At 62.8% G+C, this 14,629-nt stretch carries 12 protein-coding genes; 4 read left to right on the top strand and 8 right to left on the bottom strand.

Annotation, left to right across the window (positions count from 1 at the left end):
• Window positions 1-2: 2 nt before the first annotated feature.
• From BT173_RS06360 to BT173_RS06330, 7 genes are all read right to left on the bottom strand, one after another.
• On the bottom strand, window positions 3-734 hold the full coding sequence (locus tag BT173_RS06360; RefSeq protein WP_072427796.1) for a 2OG-Fe(II) oxygenase: 732 nt from the start codon (window positions 732-734) through the stop codon (window positions 3-5).
• A complete protein-coding gene (ada, locus tag BT173_RS06355; RefSeq protein ID WP_072427795.1) occupies window positions 731-1,807 on the bottom strand; it encodes a bifunctional DNA-binding transcriptional regulator/O6-methylguanine-DNA methyltransferase Ada in 1,077 nt (358 codons plus the stop codon). Before ada ends, BT173_RS06360 begins: the two co-directional genes overlap by 4 nt.
• 90 nt (window positions 1,808-1,897) lie before the next feature.
• Window positions 1,898-3,022, bottom strand: coding sequence for a GGDEF domain-containing protein (locus BT173_RS06350; RefSeq protein ID WP_175545564.1), 1,125 nt, complete (start codon window positions 3,020-3,022; stop codon window positions 1,898-1,900).
• Between the two features lie 119 nt (window positions 3,023-3,141).
• A complete protein-coding gene (locus BT173_RS06345) occupies window positions 3,142-3,711 on the bottom strand; it encodes a GNAT family N-acetyltransferase (protein WP_072427793.1) in 570 nt (189 codons plus the stop codon).
• Window positions 3,712-3,741: 30 nt separating this feature from the next.
• The gene (locus BT173_RS06340) at window positions 3,742-4,281 is read right to left on the bottom strand and encodes a hypothetical protein (RefSeq protein WP_072427792.1); all 540 of its coding nucleotides are present in this window, start codon (window positions 4,279-4,281) and stop codon (window positions 3,742-3,744) included.
• A 156-nt stretch (window positions 4,282-4,437) separates the two neighbouring features.
• Entirely contained in the window at window positions 4,438-5,076 is a 639-nt protein-coding gene (locus BT173_RS06335; protein WP_072427791.1) for a peroxiredoxin, read from the bottom strand.
• 132 nt (window positions 5,077-5,208) lie between these two features.
• Window positions 5,209-6,207, bottom strand: a complete 999-nt coding sequence (locus BT173_RS06330) for a sulfate ABC transporter substrate-binding protein (protein WP_072427790.1) — start codon at window positions 6,205-6,207, stop codon at window positions 5,209-5,211.
• A 187-nt stretch (window positions 6,208-6,394) separates the two neighbouring features.
• Between BT173_RS06330 and BT173_RS06325 the strand changes: the two genes are divergently transcribed.
• On the top strand, window positions 6,395-7,069 hold the full coding sequence (locus BT173_RS06325) for a YiaD family glycine zipper/OmpA-like lipoprotein (RefSeq protein ID WP_072427789.1): 675 nt from the start codon (window positions 6,395-6,397) through the stop codon (window positions 7,067-7,069).
• 173 nt (window positions 7,070-7,242) lie between these two features.
• Here BT173_RS06325 and BT173_RS06320 read toward each other — a convergent pair whose 3' ends face one another.
• Window positions 7,243-8,616, bottom strand: a complete 1,374-nt coding sequence (locus BT173_RS06320; RefSeq protein WP_175545563.1) for a WG repeat-containing protein — start codon at window positions 8,614-8,616, stop codon at window positions 7,243-7,245.
• A gap of 484 nt (window positions 8,617-9,100) precedes the next feature.
• Here BT173_RS06320 and BT173_RS06315 point away from each other — a divergent pair, with 484 nt between their 5' ends.
• From BT173_RS06315 to BT173_RS06305, 3 genes are all read left to right on the top strand, one after another.
• Window positions 9,101-10,252, top strand: coding sequence for an efflux RND transporter periplasmic adaptor subunit (locus BT173_RS06315; protein WP_072427787.1), 1,152 nt, complete (start codon window positions 9,101-9,103; stop codon window positions 10,250-10,252).
• A 60-nt stretch (window positions 10,253-10,312) separates the two neighbouring features.
• Complete coding sequence (locus tag BT173_RS06310; protein WP_072427786.1) at window positions 10,313-13,390, top strand: efflux RND transporter permease subunit; 3,078 nt, start codon at window positions 10,313-10,315, stop codon at window positions 13,388-13,390.
• A gap of 203 nt (window positions 13,391-13,593) precedes the next feature.
• Window positions 13,594-14,580, top strand: a complete 987-nt coding sequence (locus BT173_RS06305) for an RDD family protein (protein WP_072427785.1) — start codon at window positions 13,594-13,596, stop codon at window positions 14,578-14,580.
• Window positions 14,581-14,629: the final 49 nt, after the last annotated feature.

The raw sequence follows: 14,629 nt of genomic DNA, 5'->3' as shown, positions 1-14,629 counted from the left end.
CTTCAGGCCGCGTCGTGAAAGATGATGCCCAGGCAATGGCGCTGGCCGCTGCGCACGCGGCTCACACCATGGCGCAGATTGACCCGATACGTAGCGCGCGTGCCCTGCACCGGGCGCTGCTGCACGGCAAATACCAGCGCATCGCCCTGCCGCCAGGGCAGCACCATGGGGCGCGACTGCATGCGCGGGCGCTGCTCGGTCAACACGAACTCACCACCCGCAAAATCCCGCCCCGGTTCGGACAAGAGAATGGCCAGCTGCAGGGGAAACCACTGCTCGCCATACAGGTCCTGGTGCAGGCAGTTGTAATCACCGGGCCCGTACTGCAGCAGCAGGGGCGTGGGCCGCTGCTGGCCGGCGGCCTGGCAACGTGCAATGAAATCGGCATGCGTGTCCGGGTAAGGCACACCGCCACCCATCGCCTGCTGCCAGCGCCGCGCAATCGGCAGCAGGCGCGGGTAGACCAGGCTGCGCAGCTGGGCCAGGGGCGCGGGCAAGGGGTAGGCGAAATACTGGTATTCGCCGCGCCCGAAGCCATGCTCGGCCATGCGCACGCGGCTGCGGAACAAGGCTGGCTGCGCATAGAGCTGGGCAAGCGCCGCGCATTCCGCCGCGTTCAACAGCTGCGGCAGCAGCGCATGGCCATCCGCGTCCAGATCATGCTCGAGCTGCGCCCAATCGCGCTGCGCAAGCCGCTCGGGCAGCGTGTCGGCCCAGCTCAGCGCGGCACTCATGCCTCGGCCTCACAGGCCAGCAGCGCGCGCTTGCGTTCCACGCCCCAGCGATAGCCGGACAGCGCGCCATCCTGGCGCACCACGCGGTGGCACGGTATCGCCACCGCCAAGGTGTTCGCGGCGCAGGCCCCCGCCACCGCGCGTACCGCACGCGGGGCACCAATGCGCGCGGCGATCTCGGCATAGCTAGCGGTCTGACCAGGCGGTATCTCGCGCAGCGCCTGCCACACCCGCTGCTGGAACGCGGTGCCGCGCACATCGAGCGGCAGATCAAGCCCGGTGGCTGGCGCCTCGACAAAGCCGACCACGGTGGCCACCAGCTGCTCGAACTCGGCCTCGCCGCCGATCAGCTGCGCGCGCGGGAAGCGGTCCTGCAGTTCGCGCAGCAAGGCATCCGGGTCGTCACCGAGCGAAATCGCGCAGATGCCGCGCTCGCTCTGCGCCACCAGAATCGCGCCAAGCGCGCACTGGCCGAGCGCGAAGCGGATGCGCATCTGCACACCACCAGCACGGAAGCGGCTGGCCGTCATGCCCAGCACCTGATCGGCCTCGGCATAGAAGCGGGTATTCGAGTTGTAGCCGGCATCGAAGATGGCATGGGTGACCGAGGCGCTGTCGGCCAGCTGGGCGCGTAAACGCCCGGCGCGGTGTGCCTGCGCATAGGCCTTCGGGGTCAGGCCGGTCAGCTGCTTGAACAGGCGGTGAAAGTAGTACGGGCTCAGCCCGGCGCGCTCGGCCAGCGCGTGCAGGCTGGGCGCCTGCTCGGCCGTCTCGATGAAGCGACAGGCCTCGGTCACCATGGCCGCATATTGCTCGCGCTGGCTGGGGGCCTGCGGACGGCAGCGCAGACAGGGCCGGAAGCCGGCCGCCTCGGCCGCCGCGCAGCTGTCGTGAAAGGCAATGTTTTCCGGGCGTGCGCGGCGCGATTTGCACGAGGGCCGGCAGTACACGCCGGTGCTGCGCACCGAGTAATAGAACTGCCCATCCGCCGCCGCATCGCGCGCCAGCACTTGCTGCCAACGCGGGTCGGCCTGGACCTGGGCGGCCAAGAGGGCCTGCTGCTTGGGGGACATGGCTTCGCTTCCTGTAGCGGTGGTGATGGCGCGAATCTAGACCAGGCCCGTCGCCTGCGCACGCCGCTCCTTGCGCAGTAATTCGACCCGCTAGCTTGGCGCGGTGGGTGAGAACAGCGCCACCCCATGCTTGCCGCTGCGCTTGACCGCATACATGGCGGCATCGGCCGCCGCGCGCAAGGTCTCCGCATCCTCGCCATGCTCGGGGTAAAGCGCAATGCCCACGCTGGCCCCCACCTGCAGCACCTGACCGTGAAAGTCTATCGGCTGCGCCAACATCTCCACCACCCGCTGCGCGACCTGCATGGCCGCCACCGGCGCTGGCAGTTCGGCCAGGATCAGCAGGAACTCATCGCCGCCGATGCGCGCAGCGGTATCGCTGGCCCGTATCAGCTGGCTCAGGCGCGTGGCCACCCCGCATAGCACCGCATCACCGGCCGCATGGCCATGCCTATCATTGACCGCCTTGAAGCCATCCAAATCGACAAACAGCAGCGCCAGACCGTGGCCGCTGCGCCGGCTCGCATGCAGGGCCATCTGCAGGCGGTCGTGGGCCAGCCTGACCGTGGGTAGGCCGGTCAGCGCATCATGGGTGGCCAGTTGCTCGATCTGATCACGCTGCGCCTGGGTCTGCTGCAGCAAGGCCAGTATGGTCTGCTGATAGGCCGATACAGCCTGAAACACGATGAAGGGCACGATGGAGGTGATGACCAGCAGCACCCACCAGGCGATCGGCGAACGGATATAGGCATTCGCATCGACATCAGCCTGCAGATAACCATGGGTATAGGCGATGCCAGCCAGCACGATGACGAGGGCGGTAGCCAGCGCCGTGTAGGTGCCGGCCGCGGGCGAATGCAGCACGCTCATCAGAAAGCTGCTCATCACCAGCACCCAGATGCCGGCGCCGAGCAGGCCGAAGCTGAGCACACCGGCAAGGCCAATGCTCCAGAACAGGCCGATCAATAGACACAGCTTGCTTCGATAGGACAGTCGGGCACGACACAGGTAGATCAGCAGCACCAGGCCACCAAGCACCAGATGCAGGCCATACACGGGCAGCCAGCCGGTCAGCCAGGCGCGCGCCAGCGAGGCCGGCAGGGCCAGTACAGCCAGGCAGCTAAGGCCGAACCAGATGCGGTCCATCATGCGGCGTCGGCTGATGGCCAGCAAATCGCTGTCCGGCGATGGGATAGGCGCGGCGGGGGCAGGCATCGAAACCTCTCGGTGTATCGAGGCCAGCATAGACCGCGCTGCCAACATTATCGATCGCTAATTGATAGCGGAATCAATCACTTAAACATGACAAATGACTGAAATGGTGCAGGTAGCGCTCAGCGGCTGCCTGCCCGACGCGCCAACCATTCATCGCGCAGCAGGCCATACATCTGCGCATCCTTGATCTCGCCCTTCATCACGCGGCGCTGGCGCAGCAGGCCTTCGCACTGAAAGCCGAGCCCGAGCAGCAGCTGGCCGGAAGCCCGATTGCGCGGATCCACCTCGGCCTCGATGCGGCGTAGCTGCATGGCCCCGAATGCATAGTCGAGTAGCGCACTTAGCGCCTCCTGCATATAGCCCTCGCCCCAGTCGCGCCGACCCAAGGCATAGCCAAGCTCGGCCAGGCCGCTTTCCGGCTCGAAGCGAAACAGCAGGCAGCCGCCGATGACCCGGCCACCGGCCTGCTGCTGCAGCACGAACTGCATCGCACTGCCCTCGCGCCGGCGCTGCAGCACCTTCGCATACCAGGCCTGTGCATCGGCCATGCCGCGCCAGGTTACATAGGGCAGATAGCGATTGACCTCCTCATCGGCGTGCACGGCCAAGAGGTCGGTCAGGTCGGCTTCCTGCACCAGGCGCAGCAGCAGGCGGGGGGTGAGCAGTTCGGGCGGGGGCAGACTGGACATGGGCGGCAACCGGGAATGGAAGCCGCGAACTTACTGCGCGTTCAAAGCCACGTCCAGCGCGGTGCGCAGCGTGTAACCCTCGCCCAGATAGCCGTCGAGCGTGCTCTGCGGCAGGCCCTGCGGCACTTCCAGCACGATGCGCGCCGGGCTCAGGTCGAAGTGGGCCAGCAAACGCGCGAAAGTGCGCCCATGGCCATGGCGCACATAGTCGAACAGGCGTGGGTGGATGGGCAGGATCAGCGGCAGCGCCTGTTCGGCCACGATGAAATGATTGAGCGCATGGATCAGCCGGCACAGGCGATCGAGCTTGAGCAGGCCGTCCTCGCCGCTGGGTAGCTGGAACAGGCGCTCGGCCGGAAACGGCTCGCCATCCGGACCGGTAATCGCCAGCTCGGCACGCGGCATGGCCAATGCGCCGACCGGGGTGGGCACGAACACGCTGCGCAGCTCGCATTTGAAGAAGCGCCCGACCACGCCGTGTTCGTCAAGGCTGAGCGGGAAACCAGCCACCCATTGTGCGGGCAGACTGGCAATTCCCTGGGCAAGCTGCCGCTGGGTATCAGGGCGCATGGCAGTATCCAGAAAAAGTGCCCGGTAGGACCGGGCCAGGGCTTACATGAAGTCCGTACGGGGCTGAGGCACAGCCATCGCACCAGCACACTGCTCCCCAACAGGGTGGTGGTGCGATGGCTGCGGCTCAGTTCCCTTGCGCGCCAGCTTGGGCGCTTAGCGATTCGGTTGCGGGGTCAGGCGCAGATAGGGGCGCACGGCGCGATAGCCGCGCGGGAAACGGCGCTTGATCTCTTCCTCGTCCTGCAGGCTGGGCACGATCACCACTTCATCGCCGTCCTGCCAGTTGGCCGGCGTGGCTACCTTGTGCTCATCGGTCAGCTGCAGCGAGTCGATCACACGCAGGATCTCGTGGAAGTTGCGCCCGGTGCTGGCCGGATAGGTCAGGGTCAGGCGGATCTTCCTGTCCGGGTCGATCACGAACACGGTGCGCACGGTCAGATTGGCCAGCGAGTTCGGGTGGATCATGTCGTACAGCGTGGCCACCTTGCGGTCGGCATCGGCCAGAATCGGGAAGTTCAGCTTCACGTTCTGGGTGTCTTCGATATCGGCCACCCAGCGGCTGTGCGAGTCGAGCGTATCGACGCTGACCGCCAGCGCCTTCACATTGCGCTTGGCGAACTCATCCTTGAGCTTGGCGGTGAAGCCGAGTTCGGTGGTGCACACCGGGGTGAAGTCGGCCGGGTGCGAGAACAGCAGCACCCAGCTGCTGCCTGCCCACTGGTGCAGGCTGATCGGACCGTCGGTGGAATCCTGGGTGAAATCGGGGGCGATATCGCCAAGTCGCAAGCTCATGCCGTTCTCCTAAAAGTGGTTTTTTTGATGGGGCGCAAGGGCGGCGCCCTGCAACAGGATAGTTGCCGACCCGCCACTTTGCCGACAGCAGGCTGCAGGGCGTCCCGGCCCCGGCAGCCTGCCTGGCAAAGCTTACTTGCTGTAAATCTGGTCGAAGATGCCGCCGTCGCCGAAGTGCGCCTTCTGCACCTTCGCCCAGCCGCCAAAGACCTGGTCGATGGTGAACAGGTTCACCTTGCCGAACTTGCTCGCATACTTGGCCGCCACCGCCGTATCGATAGGGCGGTAGTAGTTCTGGGCAGCAATCTCCTGGCCCACGGGCGAGTACAGGTATTCAAGATAAGCCTGTGCGACCTTGGCCGTGCCCTTCTTGGCCACATTCTTGTCCAGCACCGCCACGGTGGGCTCAGCCAGGATGGATACCGAAGGCGTGACGATGTCGAACTTGTCCGGGCCCAGCTCCTTCACGCTCAGATAGGCCTCGTTCTCCCAGGCGATCAGCACATCGCCAATGCCGCGCTCGACGAAGGTGACGGTCGAACCGCGCGCGCCGGTGTCGAGCACCTTCACGTTCTTGTACAGCTTGCTCACGTAGTCCTTGGCCTTCTGTTCGCTACCGCCCGGCTGCTTGAGCGCCCAGCCCCAGGCGGCCAGGTAGTTCCAGCGCGCACCGCCGCTGGTCTTCGGATTCGGGGTGATCACTTCCACGCCAGGCCTGGTCAGGTCGGCCCAGTCGCGAATCTGCTTCGGGTTGCCCTTGCGCACCAGGAACACGATGGTCGAGGTATAGGGCGCGCTATTGTGCTTGAGGCGCTTCTGCCAATCGGTGGGCAGGAGCTTGGCCTTGTCGGCGATCTCGTCGATATCACCGGCCAGCGCCAGCGTGACCACATCGGCCTCCAGACCATCGATGACCGAGCGTGCCTGCTTGCCAGAGCCGCCGTGCGACTGCTTGATGCTCACATCGTCGCCGGTCTTCTTCTTCCAGTCGGCCGCAAAGGCCTTGTTGAAATCCTGGTAGAGCTCGCGGGTCGGGTCGTAGGACACATTGAGCAGGGTCACATCGGCCGCCAGTGCCGACAGCGGCAGGAAGGCGGCGGTAATCAGGGCGGCAAGTTTCTGGCGGGACATCGTGGGCTCCAAGGCGGTGATCAGTTGATGGATCGCAGTCTAGGCGCAGAACAAAATCACCAAAAAGAATTACAAATACAATTATTAGAACATTTAATTACATAAAGACCGTTCATAAGCACTGGCTGTCAAAGCCCACACTCGGCACAATCGCCCCCCGTTTCTGAAATACACAGGAGTACATCCCATGCAAGCCAAGCACATGAAGCAAGGCATCAGCCTGGCCCTCATCGCCACGATCTTCGTCGCCGGCTGCGCCGCCGACGGCAGCGGCATGACCAAGACCGGCCAGGGCGCCGTGATTGGCGCACTGGGTGGCGCAGTGCTCGGTGCCGCCATCAACCACAAGAACCGCGGCAAGGGCGCGCTGATTGGCGCCGTGGGCGGCGGTCTGGCCGGCACCGCCGTGGGCGCCTATATGGATAAGCAGCGCCAGGAACTGCAGAAGGTGCTGGCGCCGGAAGTGCAGGCCGGCAATATCTCGGTGCAGGCGGCCGCCAATAATGCGATCAAGATCACCATGACCTCGGCCACCGCCTTCGACACCAACTCGTCGAATGTGAAGCCCGGCTTCAATGCCACCATGGACAAGATCGCCAAGGTGGTGAATGTGTACGGCAAGACCACCATCGCCATCGTCGGCCACACCGACAGCCAGGGCAGCGACGAGTACAACCAGACCCTGTCGCAAAAGCGCGCCGAAGCCGTGGCCGAGCAGTTCCGTGCCCGCCGCGTGATCGACGAGCGCCTGGATGCGCGCGGCCTGGGCGAAAGCAGCCCGATCGCCAGCAACGACACCGAAGCCGGCCGCGTGCAGAACCGCCGCGTCGAGCTGTATGTGGAGCCGGTGGTGGCCAAGTAAGCGCCCCCAGCACTAGGCAGCCCCCGAAAACGCCGGCATTTGCCGGCGTTTTCACATGCTTCATCAGGTTAAGGTGCGTCCGCATCCATTGGGAATCGGACTATCATGGTGTTAAGGCCTGCACGTATATTTGGAAAGTGCCTTGATATACGACAGCCTCAAGCACTCATGTATTAGGGAAACGAAACCAGCATACGCTCAACAGACACAACAGAGGGAAGCGGGACACCATCGCGCAATACCGTTAAACGAACCGAGGTTCCCGCCTTACCCCGTAAGAGACTAGTAACGGCATGAATATCTTCATCTGCAACTGAGTGATCATTGATGTGCGTAACTACATCACCCGCTTCAAGTCCAGCCCGATCAGCCCCACCACCTGCAATAACATTGAGCAATACCAGCTCAGACCCAGGGTTATTTGACTTTTTAATATTGGCACCGATGCCAGCAAAAGCCAAAGATCGATCCGCAGGCAACAAGCGCCAAACCCCCGGCACATTTTGGGTGAAACACTTCTCACAAACCGCCACACCATGCTTTACCCGAAAAGATAGAAAATTGTTGGACTGAACACTATTCGCACTCTCATTAAGCCCAAGCAGATCAAAGCCTTGCGGTGTACGCTTCACACGAAGGACGTGATGTAAGCTCTCCAGCTTAGCCTTTTTGAAAATACTAAATGCCACGTATGCATAATCCCCTTTTATTTCAATCGATGGGACTGCAGGCCAGCGTAACTCACCCCCTTGCCAGGCACGCCAAGCCGAATTCATGCTTGGATAAGCACCCGCCGCATAAAAGCCATCAAATAGGGCAGGCTCTACCGTGGCGGTTGAGTGAGGATAATAATCCGAGCTAAATTCAACAGCCGCATCAGTCACGCCCAAGAACTTACCATTACTGAAATTTAAATAAACCAATTTACCATCTTTTTCAGCAAGCGCCCCCCGATCCAACCTTACGTCACCCATCAAGTCATACTCAATTGGCACAAGCACTTTTCCGTCTGTCGTCAGCACGCCAAACCTTAAGCCTTTCTGAACAGCAACAATCCCCTCCCCCTTTGCATTCACCATACCCGGGCCAACATCAATATATTCATACTCAATCGGAATCAAGACCTTTCCAGTCAAGATATTGACATAGCCATATCTACGCCCAATTTTCGCGATATTGACAGGCTCCACTTTATTATTCGATATAAAATCAAGACCATCAAAAGCGACAGGAACCGCCACCTCCCCCTGCCCATTTAAATAACCAATCTTAAATCCCTGCGGAGCAGTGCGGCGCGCAACCCTAAATAGCTTATGTCGCCGGATATATTCTATATATAGAAACTCAACAGGAACAACCAACTTCCCCTGAAGATTAAATACTCCATATAGCAAACCAGGGCTATCCTCGGACAACTTAGCCGCCATAAGGTATCCATCTTCCAACTCCACAATATCTTCATAGGAAAATGGCAAGATAACTTGACCCTGCGCATCCACCGCACCCCATTGCCCATGCTTGTCGGGGAGAATAGAAACCGCGGCCATAGACTCTGCTGCGACGGTCCAAAGTAACAAACATGGCAGAATGAACAACCTAGAAACCTTAAGAACGTTCCTCATCCAATTATTCCTTAATAATAATCACAAAAAGAAAAATACCCAAAATTAATCTGTACACACCGGCCAAAAAAATGGAAAAGCACAGAGAAATGCCAGCAGCAGTGAAGTAAGTTGAGCATTATCCGCCCCCCCACGCACTAATGACTATCGAAATTATAGCCTTGGCTCCGTCACCCAGCAGCGGTGATGCATCTTGAATCTGAAAACTCCCTCGACCGTAAATCGATGCCTCCTTGCTTCCTTGGCAGCGAAGCCTTGGCCATCTAGGCAAGCAACTATATATAACTGTGCTGTAGGCTAGGCTTCATAAGCCGGTGCTAAACTCGGCGCGCGCTCAGTGGAACTAATGTCCCAGACTGGGCGTCTTTGTTGTCTACCCTCTGTCATCCCCTCACCTCCGAGGCTACGCATGTCCCGTCGTCCTGTTTTCTGGCTGCTTGCCAGCGGCATTGTTGCCGTGATTGCCTACGCCGCCTTTAAGCCCGCTGCCAATGGCGGGGGGAATGGTGGGCCGGGTGATAGGCCTACCCAGATCAGCACGGTACTCAGCGAAGTGGGTGAGGTGGCGCTGCAGGTGGAGGCGCAGGGCACGGTCAGCGCGCTGAATACGGTGGAGCTGCGCCCGCAGGTGTCGAGCACCGTGCGCAGCGTCCATATCCAGGAAGGCCAGGAAGTCCGCAAGGGGCAGGCGCTGTTTACCCTGGATGGGCGTGCCGACGCAGCCAAGGTCGCGCAGCTGCAGGCCGAGCTCGCCCAGGAAAAGGCCAAGCTGGCCGATGCCGAGCGCAATCTGAAGCGCTCGCGTGAATTGCTGAGCCAGGGCTTTGTCTCGCAGAGCGCGCTGGATACCGCGCAAACCACGCTCGATAGCGCGCGGGCCAGCGTGCATGCCAAGCAGGCCGAGCTGGAAGCCGGCCGCGTCGGGCTGGCCTACCAGACGCTGAATGCGCCCTTCAGCGGCCGCACCGGCGCCATCGATGTACACCCGGGTGCACTGGTGCAGCCGGGTATGGCCAGCCCGCTGGTCACGCTGACCCAGATCGACCCCATCGGTGTGGCCTTTACCCTGCCCGAACGTGAATTGAGCCGACTTTTGGCCGTGCAGGCCGCCGGTGCGGCACGCGCCGAGGTGCTGCTGAACAATGGCGAGCGCATCAGCGGCAAGCTGAGCTTTATCGACAATGCGGTGAATACCGAGAGCGGCACCATACGCGTAAAGGCCGAATTCCCGAACGCCCAGCGCCAGTTGTGGCCAGGTGCGTTTGCGCGCGTGACCCTGGACCTCGGTGTAGAGAAGCAGGCGGTGATCCTGCCGGCCGGCGCCGTGCAGACCGGTCCACAAGGTCAGTTCGTCTACCTGGTGCAGGCCGACCAGACCGTGCAGCTGCAGCCGGTGACCCTCAAGCGCGTGATCAGCCGCGCGGGCAAGCAGTATGCAGTCGTTGATGGCCTGCCCGGCGGGCGCAAGGTGGTGGCCGAGGGTGGCCAGAACCTGCGCCCCGGCGCCAAGGTGAGCGAAGGCAAGGCGGCGGGCAAGCCTGAACCCGCTGCCAAGTCCTAAGCCCGCGCGGCCGGCTGCGCGCCGGTCCGTTCCGCCCAGCTCTTTCCAGGCCTAGCGTCCATGCATATTTCCGAACTCTGTATCCGCCGTCCCGTCATGACCACGCTGCTGTCGATCAGCGTGGTGCTGCTGGGCGCTTTTGCCTACCAGAAGCTGCCGATTGCCGCGCTGCCGTCCTACGACACGCCCACCATCAATGTGTCTGCCAATCTGGCCGGTGCCTCGCCCGAGACCATGGCCGCCTCGGTGGCCACGCCGCTGGAAAAGCAGTTTTCCACCATCGCCGGCCTGAACCTGATCACCTCCACCTCGCGCCAGGGCTCGACCTCGCTGACGCTGGAATTCGACGAGAACCGCGATATCGACAAGGCGGCCGTCGATGTGCAAGCCGCCCTGCTGCAGGCCCAGCGCAGCCTGCCGGAGGACATGACCGACCTGCCCTCCTATCGCAAGGTCAACCCGGCTGACGCGCCCATCATCCTGATCAGCCTGACCTCGCCGTCGATGACGCTGTCCGAGCTCAACGACTACGCTGAGAACCTGATTTCGCCTAGCCTCGCCACCATCAATGGCGTGGCCCAGGTCAATGTGTTCGGCCAGCGCAAGTACGCGGTACGGGTCAGCGTGGACCCGGACAAGCTGTCGGCACGCGACCTGACCAGCGGCGAAGTCGCCACCGCCCTGCGCGCCGCGAATGCCAATACGCCGGTCGGCGTGCTGGACGGCCAGCGCCAGCAGCTGATCATTGAAGCGAACAAGCAGCTGCGCAATGCCGACCAGTTCCGCGAGCTGATCGTGGCGGTGAAGAACGGCCGTCCGGTGCGCCTGGGCGATATCGCCCGAGTGGAAGACAGCATCCAGTCGATCACCTCCTCGGCGCGCATCAACGGCGAACTCGGCGTGGTGATGGGCGTGCAACGCCAGCCGGCTGCCAATACCGTGGCGGTCATCGACCGCATCCGCGAGGTGATTCCGGGCCTGGTTGCGCAGATGCCCGAATCGGTGAAGCTGGAGTTTCGCAATGACCGCTCGGTGTCGATCCGCGAGGCGATTGCCGATGTGAACTTCACGCTCGGCCTGACCGTGGCCCTGGTGGTACTGGTCATTTTCCTCTTCCTGCGCCGCGCGACCGCCACGCTGATCCCCACCGTGACCCTGCCGGTTTCGCTGATCTCCACCTTCGCGCTGATGGCCTGGCTTGGCCATTCGCTGAACAATATCTCGCTCTTGGGCATCACCCTGGCCGTGGGCCTGGTGGTCGACGATGCCATCGTGGTGCTGGAAAACATCGTGCGCTACATCGAGGAGGGCATGAAGCCGCTTGAGGCGGCCATCAAGGGTTCGCGCGAGGTGGGCTTCACCATCGTGTCGATCTCGCTCTCGCTGGTGGCGGTGTTCATCCCGATCTTTTACATGCCGGGCGTGATCGGCAAGCTGTTCCATGAATTCGCCGTGGTGGTGAGCCTGGCTATCCTGGTCTCCGGCATTGCCTCGCTGACGCTGATTCCGCTCTTGTGCGCGCGCTTTCTCAAACATGAAGACGAGGCCAAGCCAGCGAGCGGCATCATCCGCCTGTTCGAACGCGGCTTTGACGCGCTGCTCGGCGCCTATCAGGAATCGCTTGATCTCGCGCTCAAGCACCGCCGCGTAGTGCTCGGCGTGGCGCTGGCCACCTTCGGCCTGACCGCTTGGTTCTTCTACACGATTCCCAAGGGCTTCTTCCCCGAGGAAGACATCGGCCAGATCACCTTGCGTACCGAGGCCTCGCTGGATACCGCCTACCCAACCATGCTGGCCCTGCAGGAACAGGTCGCGCAGCGCGTGCGTGGCAATCCGCATGTGGCCCAGGTGGTGTCCATCGTCGGTGGCGGCTTCAATAGCAATAACAGTGGGCGCATGTTCATCACCCTCAAACCGAAGGCGCAGCGCCCGGCCATCCAGGCGGTCATCGGCGAGCTACGCAAGAGCACGGGCAATATCCCCGGCCTGCGCGTATTCATGACACCGGACCAAAACCTGCAGATCGGCTCTGTGCAGAGCAATAGCAAATTCCAGTACGTTCTGCAGGCCGTGCAATCGGACACCCTGTACGACTGGGCCGACAAGCTGGAGAAAGCCCTGCGGGACGAGAAGCTGCTCACCGATATCAGCAGCAATGCGCAGCGCAAGGGCCTGCAGGCCAGCTTGAAGGTGGACCGCGAGCAGGCAGCCCGCCTGGGCGTGAGCATGGCCGCCATGCGCGATGCGCTGTACGCGGCGTTTGGCGACCGTCAGGTGGCCACCATCTATACCTCGGCCGACGATTACGCGGTGATGATGCGTTTTGACGACCCGTTCCGCACCGATGAAACCGCGCTGGAAAAGGTCAAGGTACGCGCGAGCAGCGGCCTGCTGGTGCCGCTGACCAGCTTCGCCACGGTGGAACGCACGGTGGGGCCGACCTCGATCAGCCATCGCGGCCAGCTGCAGGCGGTTACCCTGTCTTTCAACCTGGCCGAGGGTGCCACGCTGGGTGATGCCTTGAAGCGGGTGGATGAGATCAAGCGCGAAATCGGCATGCCGCCCACCATCCTGACCGCGCTGGGCGGCGATGCGGCCACCTTCGCCTCCAGCCAGACCAGCCAGATCGCGCTGATCATCATCGCGCTGGCGGTCATCTATGTCCTACTCGGTGTGCTGTACGAAAGCTATATCCACCCGATCACCATCCTGGCCGGCCTGCCCTCGGCCGCCGTCGGCGCGCTGGTCACCCTGCGCCTGTTCGATATGGACCTGAGCCTGATCGCGGTGATCGGCATCCTGCTGCTGATCGGCATCGTGAAGAAGAACGCCATCATGATGATCGACTTCGCCATCGAGGCGCGCCACCGCGGCGAGACCGACCCGGTGAAGGCGATCCGCGATGCCTGCCTGCTGCGCTTCCGCCCTATCATGATGACCACGCTGGCCGCCATGATGGGTGCGCTGCCGATTGCGCTCGGCCATGGCGCCGGCGCCGAGCTGCGCCAGCCGCTGGGCCTGGCCGTGGTCGGCGGGCTGATCTTCTCGCAGCTGATCACGCTATTCATCACCCCGGTGCTGTATCTGTTCTTTGATGGGCTGCAGGACCGCTTCAAAGGCCGCCCGCAAGCCGCCTGAGCGCGAGCCCGCACCCGAGCAAAAACGCCAGCCCCAGGGCTGGCGTTTTGCATGGCTGCCACAGATCACGGTCCTGGTAGCCGCTTCGCGCCTTGGCAGCCTGCCCAGGGCAGGCTAGCCGTGCTAGAAAGCAGGCGCCGCCGCGCGCCCAAACCTGGCTGCGCCTGGCACCGCCCTCCCCTCCTCACCAGACTGCCCCTGCCATGCCTACCGACACCTCGCCCGCCGCCCCCAACTTCGCCGGTTTCTGGCGCCGTGTGGGCGCTTTCATCGTCGATGTGCTGATACTCGGCCTACTTGGGCTAAGCCTGCACTTCTGGGCCGGCACCTGGCTGGTCCGACTCGATGCCTGGGGGCCGCTACTCGGCTTTGCCTTGGCACTTGCCTATTTCGGCCTGCTCAATAGCCGCTTGGGCCAAGGCCAGACGCTGGGCAAGCGCCTGCTGGCCATCCGCGTGGTGGATGGTGCGGGGCAGTTTCTAACACCCAGCCGCGCGCTGCTGCGCTTTGTGCCGCTTGGCCTGCCCTGGTTCCTGAACAGCCTGCAAGGCTATCTGGGCTGGCTGCTCTGGCCGTGGAATGCGCTGCTGACCCTGCTCACACTGGGGCTGGGAAGCGTCCTGCTCTATCTGCTGATCTTCAATCGCACTACGCGCCGCTCGCTGCACGATTTGCTGGTGGGCAGCCATGTGCTGCGCGCTTCGGGAGGCAGCGTCGCGCCCGCCACACCCCTCTGGGCTGGGCATCTGGCGGTCTGTGCTGTGCTGGCCCTGCTCAGCCTGGCCCTGCCCACCTTGCTGGAGCGCACACTGTCCGGGCCGGCGCTGCGTGATGTACGCGCCATCCAGCAGCGGCTGGAGGCCGAACCCGATGTGGCCCGCGCCGCCGTGCTGATCGGCACGCGCCGTCATCTGGCCACACAAAGCAGCCAGCATGATTTCAGCTTCCTCAGCCTCGCCGTGCATAGCCGGCATGCCGACCTCGCCAATCCACGCCGTGCGCAGCAGCTGGCCCAGGCCGCTCTGGCGGTCAGCCCCGGCCTGCGCAGCGTGAACCAGGTCCAGGTCGAACTGATCTACGGCTACAACATCGGCATCTTCTCCTCGCACCAATCGGTCAGTTACACGCGCACACCCGCGGTATGGCTGGCCCCAGCCGTACCCGCCGCATTGCCGACGGCGCAGCCCTGAACGGCACGCACCAACAAAAAGGGCCGACGCTTGCGCGCCGGCCCTTGGC

Source organism: Chitinimonas taiwanensis DSM 18899 (assembly GCF_900119825.1).
In the GTDB taxonomy this organism is placed as follows: domain Bacteria; phylum Pseudomonadota; class Gammaproteobacteria; order Burkholderiales; family Chitinimonadaceae; genus Chitinimonas; species Chitinimonas taiwanensis.
The sequence above is the reverse complement of the archived record's forward strand: the minus strand, read 5'-3'. Positions and strand labels throughout refer to the sequence as shown.